19 protein-coding genes are annotated in these 20,545 nt (G+C 54.8%); 11 read left to right on the forward strand and 8 right to left on the reverse strand.

Annotated features, from left to right (window positions below):
* The first annotated feature begins 105 nt into the window (after positions 1–105).
* The gene (gene argH / locus OLTU_RS05595) at positions 106–1,482 is read left to right on the forward strand and encodes an argininosuccinate lyase (protein ID WP_141731772.1); all 1,377 of its coding nucleotides are present in this window, start codon (positions 106–108) and stop codon (positions 1,480–1,482) included.
* A 25-nt stretch (positions 1,483–1,507) separates the two neighbouring features.
* Here the strand turns inward: argH and OLTU_RS05600 are convergent, their stop codons facing one another.
* The 3 genes from OLTU_RS05600 to OLTU_RS05610 form a co-directional block, all read right to left on the reverse strand.
* Positions 1,508–2,740 carry a class I SAM-dependent RNA methyltransferase gene (locus OLTU_RS05600; RefSeq protein WP_176736357.1) on the reverse strand — a complete coding sequence of 411 codons (1,233 nt, stop codon included), beginning with the start codon at positions 2,738–2,740 and terminating at the stop codon, positions 1,508–1,510.
* Between the two features lie 25 nt (positions 2,741–2,765).
* Positions 2,766–3,101: a hypothetical protein gene (locus tag OLTU_RS05605; protein ID WP_141731774.1), complete on the reverse strand. Its 336-nt coding sequence runs from the start codon at positions 3,099–3,101 to the stop codon at positions 2,766–2,768.
* A gap of 68 nt (positions 3,102–3,169) precedes the next feature.
* Positions 3,170–3,964, reverse strand: a complete 795-nt coding sequence (locus OLTU_RS05610; protein WP_218109859.1) for a hypothetical protein — start codon at positions 3,962–3,964, stop codon at positions 3,170–3,172.
* 74 nt (positions 3,965–4,038) lie between these two features.
* Between OLTU_RS05610 and OLTU_RS05615 the strand changes: the two genes are divergently transcribed.
* The 4 genes from OLTU_RS05615 (at position 4,039) to OLTU_RS05630 (ending at position 9,533) form a co-directional block, all read left to right on the forward strand.
* Positions 4,039–5,133, forward strand: a complete 1,095-nt coding sequence (locus tag OLTU_RS05615; RefSeq protein WP_141731776.1) for a hypothetical protein — start codon at positions 4,039–4,041, stop codon at positions 5,131–5,133.
* Between the two features lie 8 nt (positions 5,134–5,141).
* The gene (locus OLTU_RS05620; protein WP_141731777.1) at positions 5,142–5,837 is read left to right on the forward strand and encodes a hypothetical protein; all 696 of its coding nucleotides are present in this window, start codon (positions 5,142–5,144) and stop codon (positions 5,835–5,837) included.
* Positions 5,838–6,009: 172 nt separating this feature from the next.
* A complete protein-coding gene (locus OLTU_RS05625; protein WP_141731778.1) occupies positions 6,010–8,091 on the forward strand; it encodes a hypothetical protein in 2,082 nt (693 codons plus the stop codon).
* Positions 8,092–8,240: 149 nt separating this feature from the next.
* Positions 8,241–9,533, forward strand: coding sequence for an MFS transporter (locus tag OLTU_RS05630; protein ID WP_141731779.1), 1,293 nt, complete (start codon positions 8,241–8,243; stop codon positions 9,531–9,533).
* 4 nt (positions 9,534–9,537) lie between these two features.
* On the opposite strand, the gene OLTU_RS05635 is transcribed toward OLTU_RS05630, so the two are convergent.
* Together OLTU_RS05635 and OLTU_RS05640 are read right to left on the reverse strand one after the other, a co-directional pair.
* Positions 9,538–9,780 carry an FmdB family zinc ribbon protein gene (locus OLTU_RS05635; RefSeq protein ID WP_141731780.1) on the reverse strand — a complete coding sequence of 81 codons (243 nt, stop codon included), beginning with the start codon at positions 9,778–9,780 and terminating at the stop codon, positions 9,538–9,540.
* 64 nt (positions 9,781–9,844) lie between these two features.
* Positions 9,845–10,324, reverse strand: coding sequence for a nuclear transport factor 2 family protein (locus OLTU_RS05640; protein ID WP_141731781.1), 480 nt, complete (start codon positions 10,322–10,324; stop codon positions 9,845–9,847).
* A 297-nt stretch (positions 10,325–10,621) separates the two neighbouring features.
* On the opposite strand from OLTU_RS05640, the gene OLTU_RS05645 reads away from it, so the two are divergent.
* The 4 genes from OLTU_RS05645 to OLTU_RS31780 all read left to right on the forward strand — a co-directional run bounded on the left by OLTU_RS05645 (position 10,622) and on the right by OLTU_RS31780 (position 12,762).
* On the forward strand, positions 10,622–10,951 hold the full coding sequence (locus OLTU_RS05645) for a PadR family transcriptional regulator (protein WP_141731782.1): 330 nt from the start codon (positions 10,622–10,624) through the stop codon (positions 10,949–10,951).
* Positions 10,938–11,531: a DUF1700 domain-containing protein gene (locus tag OLTU_RS05650; RefSeq protein ID WP_176736358.1), complete on the forward strand. Its 594-nt coding sequence runs from the start codon at positions 10,938–10,940 to the stop codon at positions 11,529–11,531. Before OLTU_RS05645 ends, OLTU_RS05650 begins: the two co-directional genes overlap by 14 nt.
* Before the next feature lie 25 nt (positions 11,532–11,556).
* A complete protein-coding gene (locus tag OLTU_RS05655) occupies positions 11,557–12,555 on the forward strand; it encodes a DUF4097 family beta strand repeat-containing protein (RefSeq protein WP_141731784.1) in 999 nt (332 codons plus the stop codon).
* Positions 12,556–12,618: 63 nt separating this feature from the next.
* On the forward strand, positions 12,619–12,762 hold the full coding sequence (locus OLTU_RS31780; RefSeq protein WP_176736359.1) for a hypothetical protein: 144 nt from the start codon (positions 12,619–12,621) through the stop codon (positions 12,760–12,762).
* A gap of 17 nt (positions 12,763–12,779) precedes the next feature.
* On the opposite strand, the gene OLTU_RS05660 is transcribed toward OLTU_RS31780, so the two are convergent.
* Together OLTU_RS05660 and OLTU_RS05665 are read right to left on the reverse strand one after the other, a co-directional pair.
* Positions 12,780–13,532 carry a hypothetical protein gene (locus tag OLTU_RS05660; protein ID WP_141731785.1) on the reverse strand — a complete coding sequence of 251 codons (753 nt, stop codon included), beginning with the start codon at positions 13,530–13,532 and terminating at the stop codon, positions 12,780–12,782.
* A 78-nt stretch (positions 13,533–13,610) separates the two neighbouring features.
* Entirely contained in the window at positions 13,611–16,394 is a 2,784-nt protein-coding gene (locus OLTU_RS05665; RefSeq protein WP_141731786.1) for a 7TM diverse intracellular signaling domain-containing protein, read from the reverse strand.
* Positions 16,395–16,658: 264 nt separating this feature from the next.
* Here OLTU_RS05665 and OLTU_RS05670 point away from each other — a divergent pair, with 264 nt between their 5' ends.
* The gene (locus tag OLTU_RS05670) at positions 16,659–17,921 is read left to right on the forward strand and encodes a sensor histidine kinase (protein ID WP_141731787.1); all 1,263 of its coding nucleotides are present in this window, start codon (positions 16,659–16,661) and stop codon (positions 17,919–17,921) included.
* Positions 17,900–19,210, forward strand: coding sequence for a hypothetical protein (locus OLTU_RS05675; protein WP_218109860.1), 1,311 nt, complete (start codon positions 17,900–17,902; stop codon positions 19,208–19,210). The genes OLTU_RS05670 and OLTU_RS05675 overlap by 22 nt, the downstream gene beginning before the upstream one ends.
* Here the strand turns inward: OLTU_RS05675 and OLTU_RS05680 are convergent.
* The gene (locus tag OLTU_RS05680) at positions 19,167–20,525 is read right to left on the reverse strand and encodes a S8 family serine peptidase (RefSeq protein WP_141731789.1); all 1,359 of its coding nucleotides are present in this window, start codon (positions 20,523–20,525) and stop codon (positions 19,167–19,169) included. The two genes, OLTU_RS05675 and OLTU_RS05680, sit on opposite strands and share 44 nt — an antisense overlap.
* Positions 20,526–20,545: the final 20 nt, after the last annotated feature.

A 20,545-nucleotide genomic window follows, 5' to 3' on the forward strand; every position in this document is an offset into this window, starting at 1 on the left:
ATGGCGTTGCCCCCTTCGGGGGTGACGGGTGCCCCTTCGAGGGTGAATGGCGTTGCCCCCTTTGGGGGAAACGCGGAATGATGGCGACACTTGAGGTCAACAACTATGAAATCTCTTTGGGGTGGTCGCTTCAGCGAAAAGCAGAACGACTTCTTCTTCCAGTTTAACGAATCCTTCAGCTTTGACATGCGCCTGGCTGAAGTTGATATCATCGGCAGCAAGGCTTACGCCAAAGGCCTGCAGCGTCGCGGCATTTTTACGGAAGCGGAACTTGCCAGCGTGCTGCAGGGTTTGGATGAACTCCTGCACGAAGTTCAAAGCCAACCGGAACGCCTGATCCAGGCTCTCAGGGAAGGCTACGAGGACGTTCATTCCTTTGTCGAATACCAGCTCACCCAAAAGGTCGGCGACCTCGGCAAAAAACTTCACACCGGCCGCAGCCGTAACGATCAGGTTGCCACCGACCTGCGCCTTTACCTGCGCGGCGAACTCGATACGACAGTCAGCCTGATCCAGGATCTGCAGAAAACTCTCGCGACCGTGGCCAGCCAGCATCCCAACACGGTGATGCCCGGGTACACGCATCTGCAGAAGGCTCAGCCGATTCTGTTCGCGCATTATCTGCTTTCGTACTACGAGATGCTGAAGCGTGACGGCGGTCGTCTGGAGGACGCGCGGCGGCGTTTGAATGTCCTTCCCCTCGGCTCCGGGGCCTTGTCCGGCAATAGCATGGGCGTGGATCGGCAGTTTCTGGCCAGCGAACTTGGCTTTGACGGGATCACGGCCAACAGCCTCGATGCGGTGTCGGACCGGGATTTCGCCGTGGAATTCATGAGCGCGGCAAGCCTGGGGATGGTGCATCTCAGCCGCCTGGCCGAGGATCTGATCCTCTACTGTTCTGATGAATTCAAATTCATCCGCATGGGCGATCAGGTTTCCACCGGCTCCTCGCTGATGCCTCAGAAGAAAAATCCCGACGCCCTTGAATTGATCCGTGGGAAAAGCGGTCGCGTCGTCGGCAATCTGATGGGTATGCTGACTGTCCTGAAAGGTCTGCCGTCCTGCTACAACAAGGACCTGCAGGAAGACAAGGAAGCCCTCTTTGATAGCCTGGATACCTACAAGGCCTGTCTGCGGGTGATGCGTCTTGTGCTGGAAACCATGACGATCAACGAGGAGCGTATGGCTGCGGAAGCGGAAAAGGCTTACATGAACGCCACCGACCTCGCCGATTATTTCGTCGGCAAGGGCATGGCCTTCCGTGAAGCCCATCATCTGGTGGGTGAGATCGTCCTGCATGCGATCCAAGCGGATTGCAGTCTCCATGAACTTTCACTCGAAGACTATCACAGGTTCAGCAACCTCGTGGACACCGATGTCTACAAGGCGCTCGAAATCATGGCGGTGCTGCGCAAGAAATCCAGCATCGGCGGGACCAGTCCCGACCAGGTGCAGGCGGCCTTGAACAGCGCCCTTTCCTGAGTCCAACGCCCCTGATGCCGACGCGTCAGGGGTTTTTCTTCAAAACGCAGACCGTTTCCACATGATAGCTCTGCGGAAAAAAATCCAGACCCATGACTTCCTGCAAGGCATAACCGCCCGCCAGCATGATTTTCAAATCCCGCGCCAGCGTATTGGGATCGCAGCTGACATAAATTATCCGCTCCGCATCCAGGTGCAACACAGGTTTCACGGCCTCGACCATGCCGCGTCGGGGCGGATCCACAATCAAAAGATCGAGAGACGGCAGCTCCGGAAACAGCTGCCGAATATCCTGCGCATCACCAGCTGCATAATGCGCGGCGGCCAAACCATTCTGTTCGGCATTGTAGACGGCCGCGGCAATGGAAGGGGCAAAGGCCTCGACGCCGTAAATGGTGATACCCTCACGGGCAAGAGGCAGCGAAAGATTGCCGCTGCCGCAGTAAAGATCCACTGCGGATCGAACGTGATGCTGGCGGGCAAAGGTCCGCACCCAGCTCCGCAGAAAACGATTGGCGGGAAGATTCACCTGCTGGAATTGACCGGCGCGGGTATGAAAGCGCAGACCTTCCCATTCCTCGAGCAGCACAAAACTGGGATCATCGATGATGAGGACTTTCCTGAGTTCCTCATCGCCGTTCACGGCATCCTTGAAATCCTGCCAGAAATCTTCCGGAAGATCCTGACCGGAAACCAGAACGCGGCCATCCGCGATCACTTGAAATTCGAGGCTGGTTTGAAAAATCCGTTCGCGTGCTGGGAAATGCAAGGCTAGACATTGCTCCAGAACTCCGTTGATGCGCGGATCAGCGATCCAGCAGTGATCAATCGCCACCAGATCGTGTGAACTCTTCGCAAAGTATCCGAGCTGCACCGAGCCATCGGTCTGCAGCTGCCATTTCACTTCGATGCGATTGCGATAATGCAGAGTCTGGGGTGATCCCTGCATAAGAAAGGGATAACTGCCCGCGGGAATGCCGCCGATTCTTTGCAGGGCGTCCTGAATGAAACCGGCCTTCCACTCCTTCTGCCGCTCATAAGGAACCCTTTGCCACTGACAGCCGCCGCAGCGCTCTGCGAAAGGGCAGGGGGCTGGGACCACATAGTCGGGAGGGCTCACGCGCTCCAGAACCCGGGCTTTGGCGAAACGCTCCTTGTTCTGCTGAACTTCAACCAAAACGGTTTCACCCGGCAGCGCGTCGCCGACGAAATAAACCTTGCCGTCGCATCGGGTCAGGGCATCGCCGCCGAACGCCACGCTTTCAAGTGTCAGTGTTAACGGGTCAGATGTTTTCGAGGCGGACAGTGGTTTTTTTGCGGACCTTTTTCTTTTGCGAGTCTTCATGCGGAACCAGTTCAATCGTAATATGAATTTTCTTGTTTTCGAGCAGCTTGCCCAAAGGCTCCTTCAGAACCATCGCGGTGGCGGTTCCAATCTCGCGGCAGATGACCTGTACGAGTTCGTCCTTGCCTTTACCAGCCCAACTGGCCATGGCGGTGAGAAATTCCTTGGCTCCCGAAACCGACGTGTCATTTTTGTCGCCGCGTCGGCCGATGGATCCGACGAGATACTGTGTAAAGAGTTTGGCGACGCGGTCACGTTCCGAGGTTTTCTTCATGGATCAGCTCTCCAGCACACAGCGTTACACAGCGCTAATCTAGCCGGGAACCCGATGTTTGTCCAGTCTCAACCCGCCAGCTCATCCAGAGTTTTGGCCAGATCACTGCGTTCGGGAAAGGGCAGCGCCGCGATCACATCGACTGCGAGTCGGACCCGGTCCGGGTCAGGTTCCTGATCCATAATTTTGAAGGCTTCACCAGGCTCCAGTATGCCGAGTTCCGTGCGGCTGTTGTGTTTGATGCAGCCGGTTTTAATGCCATGCACCGAGGACCATTCCACGATGTGATTGTCCGCTATCAGCTGCCACGCGGAAACACCTTCCTCTTCAGTCAACCAGATATGCAGGTCGGCGTCCTCGCCATGAAACCAGGCAAGTCCCGCGTGCTGATCACGCATGAAGGCGGCATCGACCGGGGACAGGGAATTGGCCAGTTCGATGGGTCGCAAAAGGTGGCGGAAAAACGTCAGCATCCGGGCATCGGGCTTGTAGAGTTCAAAGCCCACCTGCTGCTGCCGCTTCCAGGCGACCTTCACCTGGATATCCTGCACGTCCCCGTGGTAGCGCATGCGGGCGGCATAGATATCGTTCAATTCAAAACGATCATAGGCGCGATGCGAGACATCACTGCAGAAGCCTTTGGCGGAAATATCACGAATCACCAGAATGTCCTGGTCATTCATCACGGTGAGGTGCTGTTGATCGACCTGATAACGTTCATAGAGGCGGCGATTTTTTGCAGTCAATCCCCGGCCCAGGAGCTTGCGCTTTTTGGATTTTCGACCCGAATGCAGCTTTTTTCGTAAAAAGATTCGGAACAAAGCCCTGGCCTCCGCGTGGATTATGCCCACGATTTTGATCATTCCTCTTATCGTACATTCCTTTCAGATTTCGCGTGCGGCGCCCGATACAAGTTGAGAAGAAGCGGGATTCTCTTATGTTTTTGAAACATTCTTTTTGTAAGGTAAGCATCGCGCTGCTGGGACTTGGGATCCCGGCTGGAACGCTGACGGCCAAAAGCAGCAATGAGCTGCCTTACACCGAGCCTTTTGATCTGGCGGCGGGCGGCACCACGCTGACCCGTGCGAGCCAGGAAGGAATCGTTTTTGCCAATCCCGCTCTGCTGCCTTTGGGTGGCGCCTGGATCCGCTGGATGGGTTTTCAGGCCGGTATCATGCTGGATCGTGATCTGGCCCAGAGCGCCCAGGGCGGAAGCATCAGCACGACCGCGGGTGGCGACGGCGATATTGTGGAGCAGCTCTTTTCACGGTCGCTGCATCTTGGGCAGACGGCCACGCTGAGTTTTCTCAACCAGAACTTCGCCGTCAGCGTCTTTGATCGGGTGGAAGTGGATATTGCCGGGGATCGCTTTGGCGACAGCGGTATGCCGAGCGTGAATTTCGGTGTGGAAGCCTATGGAGGGGTCCTGACCAGCTATGCGCTGCGTCCCGTGCGGTGGTTTTCCCTGGGAATGACGGCCAAGCATCTTTATGCGAGTGAGCCCGAACTCAAAATTCCCATTACCGACCAGGAAAAAATCCGCCAGCTCACCGAGAATACGGCAGATCTTAAAAACGAAATCGCCATGAATCAGGGGACCGGCGCTGATGTCGGCATGCTCTTCCTCATGCAGGGGCATCACCTGGATTTGAGCATGGGACTCAAGGTGGAGGACGTCGGAGGCACCCGCTTCACCGGGGATCAGGCCGCCTTTCCCCAGACCTACAATGTCGGTTTTGGACTGGCTCTGCATGGCAGCAAGGAGGTTTTGCACCTCAGCCTGGACTATCGGGATATTACCAACGCATATGAGGAGAAGACCTTCAAGAAGGTTTATCTTGGAGCCCGCTTCATGCTGCGAAATATGTTTGGGATTGCCTGCGGACTTTATCAGGGGATTCCCACAGCCGGGATCCGCCTGGACCTTTTCCTCTTTAAATTGGGAATCACCGCCTATGGTCGCGAGCTGGGAACCTATCCGGGTGACCGGCAGCGCAACATGGTCATGGTTTATACGAGCTTTGGTTTTTAGGAGGGGCGATGCGGTCTTTACTCCTGCTTTTGATGATGACGTTGAGCGGCTGCGGTACCAGCAGCCAGGCCACGTCCTATGTGTCCCTGACCCAGGATGAAGAGGCCCGTGAGGCGCTCGACGCCCTTGACTATGACAAGGCGATCGAAATTTATCAGGAACTCATTGCGGCGGAACCCGAGGTTTATGAACGCTATCGTTATCTGGCTGCCGCTTATGCCGCGTCCGCTGGTTTTGACATTATCGAAGTGGCAAAAGGGGATGTAGGAGGCTCGGGATCACTCCTGGATGCCATGGGTTCCTTTTTGCCAGCGGATCCGACGACGGAACAGCTCGAAAGGATGGCGCTGGCCAAGGATACTCTTCTCAGCATACCCGCTGATTTGCGAAGCAAGGACAACACCGAGGTTGCCTATGCCTCGGGGGCTGCCGTTCAATTGGAATTCTACCAGTCGGCCTATAGCATCATGTATATCAACCGCTTCGCCCAGGTGACGCCATCGGGTAGCCTGGATCCGGAACGCTTGGAGAGCATGACCGATGAAGATGTCACCAATATTTTGGAGAACTTCAGTCAGGTGGCTGCCACGGGTGGCGAAGGCGTCCCCGCAGCGGCCCAAAAGGTTCTGACACAAATTGATGAACAGGAAGGCGCCACGCAGAAGGAAAAGCTGATCAACTATCTCAACGCGAACAAAAAGTAGATCCTCCCGTAAGAATGCTTACCAAATTCAATAATAGTCCCTTTCCGAGCGAAATAAGTCGTGGAAAATGAGCGGTTGTTATGGGAACGAATCCCTGGTGTTAACAGAATAGCTTCGGGGCGTATTAAGATCAGACGAATCCCTCTATGTTATTGAAAGAGGGAGCTGAACTATGTTGCGTATCAAGACAGTGAAAGTATTATCATTAAGCCTTACAGGTATGTTTCTCCTGGCCTCCTGCGGTGGAAAAGACAACGGCGGCGGTGGCGGTGGTGGCCCAATGAATGGTGGCCAGCAAGCCTTGACGGATGTCAAAGCCGACTTCTCCGGTGCAGTGGGCGTGCTCGTGATCGACCCCACACAAACCACGGGTTCACTCCGGTTGATCGGTGGTGAAGACGGACCTGTCAACCTCTCGCTGGCCGATTCTGATTCAGGATCCGGTGATGGTTCGCTGGCCAAGGTTGGTTCGGATGGTGAAGTTCAATCCGCGATATCTTCCGGTGATGACGAGGAAGAGGCCAACGGCTGGTGCTGCAAGCCCAAACTTCCATCCGTCAAGACCATCGCGATTTCCCCCAGCAAGGAAATTTACCTCCACTTCGAGCAGCCTTTCGTTTACAAGGCTCCTGAAGATGGCGACTGGAGCGATGCCTGGGACCCATCCTCAGGTAATATGTGTCAAATCTTTAAGGTGAAAGGCGGCACGATTGAAGACCTGATCGCCAATCCTCCTGAAGATGCCGGGAACCTTGAGTGTCTCGATAACCTTCACTTTGTTGACAGCTGGCAGGCCCAGCGGAATTCGGTCTTCCAGTTTGATGATGCCTCCAATGTCTACTATCCTGGTTCGATCCCCAACGGCAACGGGAAAATGGTCGTTTATAAACGCACGCCTACCGGCGAAGTTTCCGAGATGATCAACAGTAATATCTGCGTGCAGGACTTCCTGGTGACGAAAGCCGGCGGGATCTTCTACACCGGTTCGAGCAATTGCCAGAATGGAAGCGGCAGCAGCAGCGGCGGTTTCTTCCGCTATGTTTCTCCCAGCAGCAGCATCATCGAAATCGCCCGGGACTGGTGGAACTTCGTGTTCGAACCATCCGCCTCGGCCACCGGTGACAAGGCTATCTTCTTCGGTCCGGATCCCACGATTTCCCAAACGGCCTCCTGGGATAGCGCCTGTCTCTTTAACTTTGACCCGAACGGTGGATCGGCCGCCAGCGATCGCATCACACCAGCCATTACCTGCGGTTCGGATATCTGGAGCTGGATTAACCTGACTCGTACTGCGGACGTGACCGCTTATGGAACGGGTTATTCCAACGGGAACAGCAATCCTTCGGATGCCTGGATTACGCAATTCAAATCCCGTTGCGAAAGCAGCGGCCAGGTTTTTGCCGGTGGTGGTTCGCAGATTTCTTCGATCAAGCAGACCTCGACGGGTGATGTTTATGTGATTGGTCAGATCCGCAAGAAAAAAGAAGGCGAAATTACCTGTAGTCTCAATATCAAGGGTGGGCACTGCGTGCTGAAGGGGACTCCCTATCTCTCTGGCGATACCACCTACGGAACGGAAGACCTATGTCAGGACGCAGGCGGAACATGGACTCAGGAGGGTTGGTGTACGGACTCGACGAAGTCGACCCACAGTGCTTGTGTTGCTGCTTCCACTTGGAATTACCGTGATGTCTACTACAGCAGCGCGGTGTCGAATCTCTGTGGCGCGACGGACGATGCCAACATGCTGTCGAACGATGATTTCTACTCGACCCCCGTGACGGCAACCAACGGTACACCCAACCCAACGCCCAAGTATACTCGCGGCTGGATGAACTGCCAGGTGAAGAGCACCGACGGCAGCACCAACAACTACAACTGGACGGATGAATACAAAGGCCTCGCCAAGGTCGATACCACATCCAAAACCCTGACCCTGCTTTCAGGCACCGATGAGCAGGCCATCAGCCTGTGGCTGGCGGGTGATCAGCCTTACTTCTCGTCCTACAACACGACCCAAGGCAAGTACCTGCTGAGAAAATACGAGAATAATGCGGCTGTCACCATCGCCGAGAACTTCGAAGCTTACAACATCTCGGAGTCGGGCGAAGACGGCAAACTGTATTACGATGGTCTCGATTTCAGCACCAACGCTTACAGTTTTGGTACCATGCTGGAAGCCGCACCTTACACCCGAACCATTAAAACGGGCTTGACTGGTACGGTGAAGACGATTGTGATTCTTTCTCCCTGATCCTGAGTCAGTCCCCTCGCATTTCAGACCCCAGAGGGAAGCACCCCTCTGGGGTTTCTGCGTCAAATGATTCGGCTTTTATCCCTCCCCGAACTTTGCTAGAGCTGTGGTAAAATACCGACTCATGCGGATCATAGGCGGAGGGAATCATGAGCGCTGGCAGGACCAAGGATCAGATCAGGAAAAATGTGTTGGGATCCGTGTTCCTCACGATATTCCTTGATCTCGTTGGTTTCGGCATGTTCATTCCCGTGATTCCTTTGGTCGCTCGCCGCTTTGGAGCGTCGGACAGCGAAGCGGTCGCCGTCGCCAGCCTCTATTCGCTGGGAACCTTGCTGGCGGTCGCCATTCTTGGCCGCTTGTCGGATCGTATGGGGCGCAAGAAACTCCTGCTCGGTACGATTGCGGTTTCCACCGTCGCCCAAATTTTAACCGGCCTCGCCCAAACTTATCCTGTGCTGCTGGCTGTTCGTTTCATCGCCGGCATGGCCTCGGGAAATATCTCCGTGGCTCAGGCCTGTATCTCGGATGTCACCACTCCCCAGGAACGCGGTCGCAGCATGGCCCTGATTGGAATCGCCTTTGGCCTCGGATTCTCGTTCGGGCCTGCCATCGGAGCTTTGGTCAGTCTCTTTTTCCCGGATCATTCCCTGCTCGGCATTGGGATGGCGGCCGCAGTCTTGAATGTCTTTAACCTCGTGGTGGTCGCACGTCGTTTGCCGGAAACGCATCATGGTCTTTGCGGTCCCGAAATGCGCGAACTGATGGAGCACGTAAAACAATCCACGGTGACAAAGGCCCAGGATAAGACCTCCGGTGTCTGGTGGCAGGATTTCCGGCAGATCATCCAGGACAAAGGCTTTCGTATCGTTCTTCTGCTGGGCTTTCTTCAGGTCTTCGGCTTTATCGGTGTGGAGTCGGTCCTGTCGCTGGTGCTGAATGATGATTACCTCATCACGGAACAACGGCAGCAGTACTATGCTTTCATGTATGTTGGATTCATGCTGGTGCTTGTGAACGGAGGACTGACCCGACCTTTGATTCAAAGACTGGGTGAAGTGCGGACTCTGAATATCGGACAGTTTCTGCTCGGCTTGACCATGATCGGTTTGCCTCTGGTGGCGCCCAGTCTGCCGCTTCTTTATCTCTTTCTCTTTACACTGGCGGCGGGCTCGGGCTTCACCAATCCGTCCATCTCATCTCTGACCAGTCGTCTCGCACCGCAGCACATGCAGGGTTTTGCCCTGGGAACATCCCAGACTTTGGGGGCGCTGGCCCGCATCGTGGGACCGGCGACCTTCGGTATTCTGTATGAGTCGATGGGAGGCGGGCGCTCACTCTTTGTTTCCGCGGGACTGATGCTGCTGGGCTGGCTGGTGGCGGTCTTCGGTTTGCAGAGCACGCACAGGCGTTTCATGGCGGAAAAGGCGGCTTCGACCTGAAGCCTTATTTATGCAGATCGCAGTATTTCGAACAGACATGCGACGGAGCCTCCCTGGGCTGGCTCCTTGGTTTTTCCACCGGAGCCGGATGCGCACCGGCCACCTGACCAAAGACCCGGCTTAAACACTTACGGATCTGGCAGGGACCGGCACAGGCCGGACCCTGGGTCGGCTGGGGATCCTGCATGCTGGCTTGAACGGTAAATTGTTTTTCGCAGTGCTGGCATTGGTAGTCATAGATGGGCATCGCGAACTCCTTCGTGGCAAGCCTCCTTTCAGGTTACCATCGACGGCGTGCCAGTCCAATGTTCTCACTTCGGTTTGGGAGCCTGGATCATCTTCACCACCGTGGACGCGAGTTCATTCGGTACCGGAATGGTCAGATGATATTGGGCGATTTTCCAGACTTTGCCGTCCTTGACCAAAACACCTGTGCCACGGCAGGTTCCGTATTTGGCATTCTCAAGGATTTCATCAAACCAGGCGACCCCATGATCAGGGGAAAAATTGATGTGACGCGTTTTCGGTTGATAGGTCCAGCCCCGGCCTTTATCAAAATGCGGTTTCACATAATCCTTGAAGGCTTTCACATCCCAGCGTTCGCTGGCATCGGTGCCGATAAAGACAGCATCAGCTGTCATCAGGCCGAAGTATTTCGTGAAGTCATGAGCGGACGCCGCCTTATGAAATTGATCGAGTACAGAGGCCACCGCCTCCTCCTTGGATTCCGCCATGGAATGGCCTCCTGTCATCAGAAAACTCAGTGTCAAAAGCCAGCGAAGCATACGCATGAGTCTCTCCTGCCTTGCGTTATGTGAGGTCACTCTCCTGCAGCAGAGGGTCATCCGTCTGCAGTCGAAGCCTCAAAAATACTCCCTTCGAGTAAGAAAGCGTAACGTTGGCATTCTTCCGCGGGAATGCGATCCCCGCAATAGGCCGTAAGGACTGATCTTTACTTATGGGCTCAAGTTTCCACTGGGGTCTACCGTAAAGTTCTTAACACGGTACCTTGTAATGCATCGTAGCGTGTGTTACAAAATACCTGTCCCTGCACATGAGGGCTGGTTTTTCGGTATAAGGAACGCAACATGCGAACTCAATTGAAAAAAGGTAGTCTTGAGCTCTGCGTTCTCGCCGTTTTGTCTCAGGCTGATCGCTATGGCTATGAGCTGGTGGAAAAGATATCACGCCATATAGACATATCAGAGGGTACCATTTATCCCCTTCTGCGACGCTGCCTGAACGATGGATGGTTTGAGACGTATCTTCAGGAATCGGACCAGGGTCCACCGCGCAAGTACTATCGCATTACGGATAAGGGTCGCGAGGTGTATCTGGAAATGCGGACCGAATGGGATGAGTTCGCGGCGGCCATGCAAAATCTTCTGCAAGAGGTGGACAGTCATGCAAGAGCATAACTTCATTAAGGAACTTGAAAGGGCCCTCCGTCCTTTGCCTGCGACCCAGCGCGAGGATGTGCTGGCTGATTACCGCGCGCATATATTTGAAGCCCGCGAACGCGGCAAGTCGGACGAGGAAATCGCGGCCGCTCTGGGCGATCCGCGGACGCTGGGACGCACCTTTGTTGCGGATTATCACCTGACCCGCATCACCAATCCGATTGAGGGTCAGAAGTTTACCACAAGTCTTTATCATATGGCGCGAGCGTCTCTGGTGGTGCTGTCGATCCTGGCTTTTAACTTCTTCTTCATGCTGTGGCCGATTCTGGCGCTGGCCTTCATCCTCGGAATGTCCTGGGTTTTCGCCGGGGTTGCTGTAATCGTCGGCCTGATTTTTGGTATCGCGGTTCTGATTGGCAATTTCGCGGCCCCGGTCACGGTCGGGCTCTCAGCCAAACTTGCCTTGAGTTTTTACAGTTTTTCGATTTTCGGTGCATCTCTCCTGGCCTGTGTCGTGCTCTATCTCTTGAGCCGATGGTTCCTGCTGGGATTGATGAAGTACATCAAATTGAACGCCAAAGTGATTCAACCAGACTAACAACGGGACAAGGAAGGAACTTTCCATGGAAAAGCGCATGCAGAATTTCGTGATCGGCCTCGGCATCTTTACTTTGGCCTCTCTTGGCCTCGGCAAATTCTTTGATTCCCGCTGTGAAACGAGTTGCATCGGCGAGGCCTTCGCCGCCAACGCGGAAGATGGGCTCAAGGGTCTGGAAAAGTTTCATATCTATCTGGATGACGACGACAACATCCTGATCGGTAGCGGGGATAAGGAACGCAAGATCAGGTTTAGAAACGGTGATGATGAAGGGAAACTGGGCGGGGACGAAGACAACCCCAACCGGAAGAAGGAGCCTTTCACCGAAAAGTTGGCAGGCAAGGATTTAAAAGAGATCGTCATCAAAAGCTATATCACCGATTGGAAGATTGTTGACAGTCCGGATGATGATATCCGCTTTGTTTTCACAGGCTATCTGCCACCCAAAGAATGGACTCTCACGGAATCGACCGGGAAACTGGAACTGGAGTTGACCAGAAAAGGTCCTCTGTCCGTGGTAATGCAGTTGCCGAAAAACTTCGCGGGCACCGTACATATGAACAGCATCATGGGTGACATCGAAGCCGAGGCGCTGGCCCAGGTCTCGACACTGGATTTGACCAATGTGGGTGGTAATTTGAAGTTTAAGGCGGCGCCGTCTCAGCATCTGAACGTCAATAATGTGAATGGTGACGTCAGCTTCGAGCCGGCCGTTTTGAAAAAGACCCTGGAATTGGACTTCAACAGTGTGTCCGGTGATCTGAATGCCACCATGAACTCTCCCGTGAAAAGCTTCGAAGCCAAATCCGTGTCGGGAGATGTGAACCTGAAGATCAATAAAGCGGTGGGATTCACCTTTGAAATGGAAGGCGTCAGCGCATCCTATGAAGGACTGCCCAAGAACACAATCCATTCAAAAGGCATAGCCAATACAAGCGCCAAAGGATCGTTCGGTCCGGATCCCAAAGGCGAGCTGAGCTTTAACAGTGTCAGCGGGGATTTCCATCTGGAGCAGGTTGACTAAGGTCCGCCTCTCCCGTTCCAAAAAATAGATCGTCCAAGACTGATCCTCACAAGGAGAAACAGTATGAACTACTTATTGCTCGGGTTTATCCTTCAGCTCGTGATTTTGTACGGCATGATCCTGTTTTCTGATTATCTGAAGGCCGTGGAAGGGGATGTGCCGGCGCAACGCCGCCGTCCCGTCAAGGTTCGGGTAAAAAAACCATGAGACAGACTGAGTTCCGGCTAAAGTTCCACTTCGATGGCCAGACTAAGTTCCTGGGAAATCATGCGAAAGCCTGGCAGTTCGCTGTCACTCACAAAACCAGCTTCATTGGCAAAGGAGCTGATGCCGGTTTCCTTCTCGTGGACGGTGATGCCGCCCAGGCTTTGACTGTACCGATACTCAAGGACGATCGCGGTGGTAGGCACGGGATAGAGTTTGCAACCGAGACTCAGATCGCCGTTCCATAGGCGCGGATTATCGATCCACTCGCGTGTGACACCAAAGCGATCGGCGGTGGCCGTGAGACCCAGAGCCTCCGGCAGAGGGCGGATTTCGACGCGACGCGAGATCAGCTTCAGACGATGCTGGGAAACGCCAACACGCAGGAAGGGCATCCAGCGATCCTGAACGTTGGTCAGAACCTGAAGTCCCGCCTTGGGCGCCAGATCTTCAATCTTCTGATCGGGACCAGGATAATAATAAGTCTGCGCGATCCCGACATCCATGTAGACATAGGGATAGTAGAGCTCGGTGCCCAGGCTGAGTTCATGGCCCAGACTGTTCAAGACGGTTTCGTCCCCCGCGCGGGAGCGACTTGTTACTTGCGGCGCGCCGTTCAGATAGGCTCCATTCCATTCGGTCGGAACGGGCGAGCGATTGTGAGACAATCGCGTCTGGCTTTGAAAGGCGCGATACTGAACCTGAAAGGCCTGCACAGCAGGGCTTACGAGTAGACTGCCCAAACCAAGACACCCTGAAAGTATGTAGCGCATGAGAGCTCCCTTCGGCACGCAAGCCAAGGCTGCCATACTTCCTGAACGCCGACAACAGAAAGAAACCGCGATCAAGCGTCAGGCCGCCGTGGTGTAAAGGCTTTTGGGAACGTGTATGTGAAAGGCGAAGGGACAAAATCCATGGTGAGGTGTTCCATTCAGGACGACCTGAATGCTGCCACCAGCCCGGTCCAGATACTGACGCACGGCGTCCATGCCGACCCCACGCCCGGAAATCTCCGTCAGTCGATTGCAGGTGGACAGACCATTCTCAAAGATGAGGGCCGCGATGCGCTCCGGTGTATAGTCGCGACCTCGGAGCAGAATACCTTTCGCATAGCCCTGTTCCTCGAGTTTGGCGAGATTCAAACCCCGGCCATCATCGCGATAAATCATGAGCAGGGAACCGTCGGCGTTTTCCATAAGGTCGAGATAGAGCGTCCCGGTCGGTCGCTTTTGAGCCTGGATGCGCTCCTCCGCGGTTTCAATGCCATGATCGAGTGAATTGCGGATGATATGATGGAAGACCTGGTGGAAGAGTTCCAGGGCCTCCTGGCTAATGGAGATGCCGGGGTCGTTGATCTTGATGATCGGCACTTCCTTACCGAGATCCCGGGCCACCCGTTCCGCACCCGAGAGAATATCCTCCAGCACATCGATGGAGCGGCTGTAGAACACTTCATTGAAGGTCCGCCGCGTATCCTCGATGATATGACGGGTCCGTGCATCCATCGCCGAGGTGTCGATCAGGTTCAGGGAATTGACCTTATCCTCGACCACCTTGCGGTTCACCTCGATCAGGCTTCGATCACGCTTGCGACCGAGCTTGACGTTATTGATCTGCTCATAGAGCTGGATGATGTTGCGCGTTTCCTGCAGGTCACGGAGGAGCTTGTCCTGATCCCAGGGTTCGGCGTCCTTGCGCAGGAGGTCGGCATAATGCTGCTCGGTATCATGAAGGATGCCGGTCATCTTATGGAAATAGTAGGTGCGTGCGGTACCCTTGATGGTGTGCATATTGATAAAGAGTATTTTGATGACTTCCAGATTTTTCTGCCGGTTTTGCCTGATCAGACGCTCATTCTCATCCAGAAACGCCGAGGACATGTCCACAAACTTCGCGAATTGATCCGGCGTGGTGTTGACGATTTCACTGATGTACTCCAGTTCCTTCTGTTGACGGACCGACTGCTGCTGAAGCTGCCGGACTTGAGTGACGTCGCGCATGCTCACGAGGATCTGTTCCGTCCGGCCCGCATCATCGTGCATGGCTTCCCAGTCCAGTTCCAGGATTTTCTCGCGGTCGGCTGGCAGAAAGCGCAACTCACGGACCAGGTTGTCCTTGTTCGCGAGGAAACTGACCTCGTCTTCGCCCACAGCGGCGACGATGGTGCTGCGAATCGAACTTCTTTGATCATTGGTCAGGTCGGTTCTGGCCAGCAGAACATCCTGGAATTTTCTGGCATTCAGGTCCTGTTCCTCGAGTATCTCTTCCAGATGCCGCGAATAGTCCTCGCCCATCACAATCTCGGCTTTGGGATTCAGCCGCAGGGTGAAAATGCCCTGCTTGATATGATCAAGGATGGCGCGAATTTCCCGGGTCTTCTGCTGAACCTTATGCTCCAGCCCTTCGTTCAGCGTGCGTATTTCGGTCTCCGCGAGCGCCAGCCGATGGAAGGCATTGGAGAAACGGCGGGAGAGCAGAATGGACTGAACGAAGAGGAAGATGAAAAGTCCGGTCGCAGAAAGCAGCTCGCCTTTCGCATAGCCGGTGGTGACGATCATGTCATTCACAGCCGATGCGTAATAGATCGCCGCAGCCAGAAGGAAAAGGCGTGCATCGTTGATGCGAGCTTTCATCGCCCGGACACAGACCACACAGATATAGAGGAAGAGCAGGGTATTGCCCAGCTTGTGCAGTTTGGGGGCGAAGGTAAACTGATCCGTGCGGCCGAAGATCACGGTGAGAATGGTTCCGACAGCAATAATCGTCCCAATGTGGGCATATTTCTTATTAAACTCCCGAGGAAAGACGCTTTGGACAAACCAGGCAAAGGCCAGCCCGCCGCTATACCAGCCGATGAAAAAGATATCCCAAACCCGCTCCGAACTGATGCCGGGAAAATGCAGGGCGGCGAGACCGGATGCCGCATACTGAAAGATGCCGTTGCCGAGGCACATGGCAGAGAAATAAAGATTGGACAGTTCCGTGCGCCGCATCAGGAACAGGCACAGGTGATAGATGGCCATCAGAAAGATGCCACCCAGAAGAAAGTGGGTCTTGTTGGAGGCACGAGATTCGGAGCGAATCATGTTGGGACGCAGACCGATGTCAAATGCGGCATAACCGGAGCGCGTGATCATGTGATTGGAGACATGCACCACAAGGTTCAGCTCCTTGAGATCCCGCCCCAGGAAGAGGAGTTCCGTTTGGTAGGTATGGCCTGGCGTTTCACGGTCCAGCCCCGGCGTGCCGGCTTCATGGATGAGCTGCCCATTGACGAAAACGCGGCCCGCCATCACCATCGGGTGAGCCCGCATGACCAGCTCATCCGTTAGCGGTGGGAGCAGCACCTTCAGCTGCAGAGTCGCAGCGCCGCTCCACGGAAGGTTTTCACCATTGAGCTGATAGTTCATCCAGTCCCGAGGACCCTGTTGATAGCTGAAGTCGGCATTCTGTTCGATGGCATCCGGGGGAACGAATTGATTCCAATAAAAGCGCCACTCACCTTCCAGCCGCACGGATCCCACGCGGTCAAGGTCAACCGCCCGCAAATCCAGGACGCCTTTTTGAGCCTCGGGCGCTTCGGCCAGAAGACGACCCGGGGTTATCAACAGTGTCAAGAGCAGCAAAAGGCGCATCAACCACCCACCCCGGTAGGAGGACACTGCATACACGGTTGACTTGATTCATTCGCGACGCAGGCTTCGCGGAATGTGCGGCCCATGCCTGCCTCCTAAAGGTCGAATTCTGCATTCCTTTCGGCAGAAAACGTGCGAAGTTATTCCGGTCCATCCTTACTTTTTGCACGGGATGGCCGTGCCTGAGCAGGTTGGACAGTTCGCAGGGATTTGGTTATGATCCCAAAAATTTAGCCTTAACGCGGCCTCTTTGAAGGGATCCTCATGAGTGGCAAACAATTAAGCCTGAAATGGCTGGACCTTTTTCTCGCCGAGGATCTGAAGATTCGCCAGAAGAGCGAGCTCTACCGCGGTCGCGTTCTGGTGGCGACCACACTCTTTTCCCTGCTCCCGGCGCCGCTCCTGCTCCTGCAAGGACAATGGCATTTGGCTCTCGCCCTGCTGCTCGCTGCCGCTGCTGTTTTGTATCGTCTCAAACAATCAGGTGCATATCGCTATGTAGCGTTTTTTCTGTCGTCCGTTCTACTTATGGCGTTTTTCCTGGCGGGTCTGGTGCAGAAGACGCCGTATATGGGGGCCTATCATTGGATTCAATGGTCGATCGTCTTTGTCGGTTTCATGGATGGATCGCGGCTGGCTGCCATCTCCGGTGTGCTGACTCTGCTGGCCTCGCTGATTCTGCTCAGTGTGAACAGCGGCTATGGTCCGCAACTGGGAATCTTTGGGAGTCTGGATGAGCTTATGTTCCATGTGTTGGCTCCCGCGTTTCTGACCCAAATCGGTGTGACTTTAATTGCTCTCACCTTCTCCTTTCTCAATGAACAGGTTGAGAATGATATCGAGAGGCAGCATATTGCCCGAGCGCAAAGCTCCCACAAGGCGGCTATCGGTCAGCTCGTCGGTCAATTGGCTCATGAGGTGAACAATCCGCTGGCTATTGTTCATGCGGCATCCTTGCAGTTTCGCATCAAGATCCTTAGAAATGAGCTGACGTGGACCGAACGCGAAAGGATACTCCAGGTGATGGACACGGCTTTGCAACGATTGGCTGTGGTGACGGAAGGACTGAATGCCTTTGCGGGAGGGGAACAACAACTTCCTGTGGAGGCGTCGCCCTTGCAGGAGATCCTGCTCTGGGTTCGCAATCAAATCGGAAGTTTTGCTCAATCGCGTGGCGTGACGGTGGATTGGAAGGAGAGTCATGAGCGCAGCTTTGTCCTGTGCCGGCCGGAGCAGATTGCTTTCGTATTGTTCTCGCTTCTGCATGAGGTGATTGAAGCCACCTATCATCAAAATGATAGCCAGGTCCGGGTTCAGATTCAGCGTCAGCCCGGGGGACGGGTCGATATTCAGATCAGTGATCGTTCTCCATGGAATGGGCAGCGGACCCGTGGTCTGGCCTTGAATGCCTGTCGCAAGCTGGTCCAGGAGCACGGGGGATCCTTGAACTTTCAAAGGCTGCAGGGGGAAAATATCTTTCGCCTGACATTGCCGCTGTCCCTGCCTTGGATGGGAATGAAGAGCTGATGGGCTATATTCCGAAAAGTTTGGCTCTTGTCTCCCTCAGGGCACTGGATGCGCTTCTGCCCAAACATATCCGCGCCTGGCCTGCAGGCGATCGCTTCCGGGCCCGCAGTACCGCTCTGATGATAAGCGTGGCCCTGGTGTCGTCCTCGCTGCATCTGCTGCAGCTGCATACAGAAGATGCGGCTGGCATGCTGCTCGTGTCGGGCTATGTGTTTCTTGCCATTATAAGCGGGTCCTTGCTCGCCCTGAAATGGGTCGCGCGGCCCCAGGAGTTTGGCACGGCGTATCTCGTGTTTATTTTTCTCGTCACGGTCCTGTTCATGTCCGTTTATGACCGCAGCGTTCTTTCTGTCAGTCTGCTTTGGTATCCCTCAATAATTTTGGGTGTTTTTTTAGTGACCCGCCCGCGCCTGGCCTGCTGGATAGCTGGGGGTATGATCGTAGTTCTTATCGTTCAGATCCTTTATCTTCGTCAGTTCGGTCTCAATCTTCCCTATAATCTGACATTTGAACATTACATGACCCGCCTGGTGTCCTCGCTCGTCCTCAATTGCTTTATCATGCTGCTCATGGTCATAGCCTTTCTGGCTTTGGCTCGCAACAATCGCCGTGTCTGGCAGAAGGAAAAGGAATGGCAGCTGCAAACGGCCCGCATGCGGGAACTCAGCGAACTGGCGATCAGCGCGGCCTTTCTCCTTGAAAAACCGCTTTTGAATCTGCAGGCGCATCATGCCGCTCTCCTCAAGGATCAGGCTGATCCGCATGATGATATCAAAGTTCTCGACAGCATAGGGCAGGACCTGCAATCCGTGACACGCATTTCGGAATCGTTTTCCCTGCTCGCCCATCCGAAACAGGTGGAGAAGGCGGAACGGATGGCCGCCGCCATCTGGCTTGAGCATCTGACCCATATTGTGCTGCGGCGGGTGACGGAAAAATCCTGGGATCTGCAGATGAATTCTGAGCCGGAGGACCTTATGATGGTTGGACCCCTGGGGCGACTGAGCATGCTCGTTGTCCTTTGCCTGCAGCCGACCTTTGCCAGTCCAGCGCCAGAACCCGGCAGTCCCTTGCGAATCCAGGTGCGCGAGCGTCAGGACTGCCTGCAAATTACGATTGCCTATGCCGCGCCCTATGATCAGGAGCAGCTCGACGATGAGATCAGCCAGTCCTTGACCGACGAGCTGCTCGCCTCCATGTCAGCCACTCTTGACACGACCCATGAAAAGGGGATCGTGCATCTCGTTATTGAGGGACCGTGGCTTGATGCTCCTGAATCTTCTGCATAAGCGCCAAGGCATCGATGACACCGCCCGCTATGGCCTTGTCCTCGAGAGGCAGGATCTGACCGTCCGTGCCGGTGGTGCGGGCGGACTCCAGCATCAGCGTGCGCAGCTCACGTGCCGGCAAATCCGGAAACAGGGAGAACATCAAGGCCGCGGTGCCCGCGACCACCGGTGCGGCCATGCTGGTTCCGGAATAGGCGGCATAGCTGTCAACGGGGACGCAGGAGCTGATGTTGACCCCGGGAGCCAGGATATCGACGTTGGCCTTTCCATAATTGCTGAAGACAGCCAAAGGTGAATCCGCACCGCGTCCCACTGCGCCGACATCCAGCCAGCTCTCCAGGAACGCCTGACCGGGATGAACAGCACGCGAAGGAAAAAAGAGCGACGTATCCATATTCGAACCTGAATTGCCGGCGGCATGAACGAGCAGAACATCATGTTCATGGGCATAAAGAAAGGCTTCCCGTACCTTATCCTGATGCGGTGAAAAATCCTTGCCAAAGCTCATATTGATCACCCGCGCTCCGTGATCCACCGCATAACGCACGGCATGATAGATATCCTTATCCTGTTCATCGCCATCAGGAACCGCTTTCAGGATCATGATGCGGGCGCGGTCCGCCACACCTCGGATTCCCACTTCGTTGCTGCGGCTTGCAGCCATGATACCGGCCACATGCGTGCCATGACTATTGTCATCAATGACCTTATTGTTGCCGTAGGCAGGGTGCTGCGCATCGATCGGGGTAAAGTCATCGGGATCGTCCGTTCGCTGCTGCCAGTCAAGATCGTATTGGCGGGAAAAGGGATCCCCGGCTTTGCCACGATCATAGGCTTCCTGCACCGTCTGCAGATAAATGCTTTCACTCTCCGTGAGCTCGCGCTGCTGCTGCAGGCGTGTGAGGCGTCGCAACTCGCGGGTCACCTCATAGGTTTCCACATAGATGCTGGAACCATCGCTGGCCACCATATAGTTCCAGCCATGAATATCATCCACATAACCATTGGCATCATCATCGATCCCGTTATCCGGGATTTCATTGGGATTGGTCCACAGATGATCCTTGAGATCCTCATGGGTGGTGCTGACTCCCGAATCGATCACGGCCACGATTACATCATGCGCCGGGCTGCTGGCGGCATAGACCTGATTGATATTGATCCCGCCCTCCGTGCTGTCCAGGTTGAACCAGTCGTCCGCTGCGGAGGGTTCGCCAGGAAAGTCAGGGATTTTGGGCAAACGATCGTGCGACCGCGATTTTTTCCCACAGGCTCCCAAACAGCCCATGACCAGAAGCGGGATCAGGTAGCGCATGCTGTGTCCTCAGATGAATA

Origin of the sequence: Oligoflexus tunisiensis (assembly GCF_001748245.1) — a bacterium.
In the GTDB taxonomy this organism is placed as follows: Bacteria; Bdellovibrionota_B; Oligoflexia; order Oligoflexales; family Oligoflexaceae; genus Oligoflexus; species Oligoflexus tunisiensis.

Bases quoted from the DNA above. Each gene is read 5' to 3' on its own strand.
- argH (WP_141731772.1), top strand. From the start codon at position 106: ATGAAATCTCTTTGGGGTGGTCGCTTCAGCGAAAAGCAGAACGACTTC.
- OLTU_RS05605 (WP_141731774.1), bottom strand. From the start codon at position 3,101: ATGAAGAAAACCTCGGAACGTGACCGCGTCGCCAAACTCTTTACACAG.
- OLTU_RS05610 (WP_218109859.1), bottom strand. From the start codon at position 3,964: ATGATCAAAATCGTGGGCATAATCCACGCGGAGGCCAGGGCTTTGTTC.
- OLTU_RS05615 (WP_141731776.1), top strand. From the start codon at position 4,039: ATGTTTTTGAAACATTCTTTTTGTAAGGTAAGCATCGCGCTGCTGGGA.
- OLTU_RS05620 (WP_141731777.1), top strand. From the start codon at position 5,142: ATGCGGTCTTTACTCCTGCTTTTGATGATGACGTTGAGCGGCTGCGGT.
- OLTU_RS05625 (WP_141731778.1), top strand. From the start codon at position 6,010: ATGTTGCGTATCAAGACAGTGAAAGTATTATCATTAAGCCTTACAGGT.
- OLTU_RS05630 (WP_141731779.1), top strand. From the start codon at position 8,241: ATGAGCGCTGGCAGGACCAAGGATCAGATCAGGAAAAATGTGTTGGGA.
- OLTU_RS05635 (WP_141731780.1), bottom strand. From the start codon at position 9,780: ATGCCCATCTATGACTACCAATGCCAGCACTGCGAAAAACAATTTACC.
- OLTU_RS05640 (WP_141731781.1), bottom strand. From the start codon at position 10,324: ATGCGTATGCTTCGCTGGCTTTTGACACTGAGTTTTCTGATGACAGGA.
- OLTU_RS05645 (WP_141731782.1), top strand. From the start codon at position 10,622: ATGCGAACTCAATTGAAAAAAGGTAGTCTTGAGCTCTGCGTTCTCGCC.
- OLTU_RS05650 (WP_176736358.1), top strand. From the start codon at position 10,938: ATGCAAGAGCATAACTTCATTAAGGAACTTGAAAGGGCCCTCCGTCCT.
- OLTU_RS05655 (WP_141731784.1), top strand. From the start codon at position 11,557: ATGGAAAAGCGCATGCAGAATTTCGTGATCGGCCTCGGCATCTTTACT.
- OLTU_RS31780 (WP_176736359.1), top strand. From the start codon at position 12,619: ATGAACTACTTATTGCTCGGGTTTATCCTTCAGCTCGTGATTTTGTAC.
- OLTU_RS05660 (WP_141731785.1), bottom strand. From the start codon at position 13,532: ATGCGCTACATACTTTCAGGGTGTCTTGGTTTGGGCAGTCTACTCGTA.
- OLTU_RS05665 (WP_141731786.1), bottom strand. From the start codon at position 16,394: ATGCGCCTTTTGCTGCTCTTGACACTGTTGATAACCCCGGGTCGTCTT.
- OLTU_RS05670 (WP_141731787.1), top strand. From the start codon at position 16,659: ATGAGTGGCAAACAATTAAGCCTGAAATGGCTGGACCTTTTTCTCGCC.
- OLTU_RS05680 (WP_141731789.1), bottom strand. From the start codon at position 20,525: ATGCGCTACCTGATCCCGCTTCTGGTCATGGGCTGTTTGGGAGCCTGT.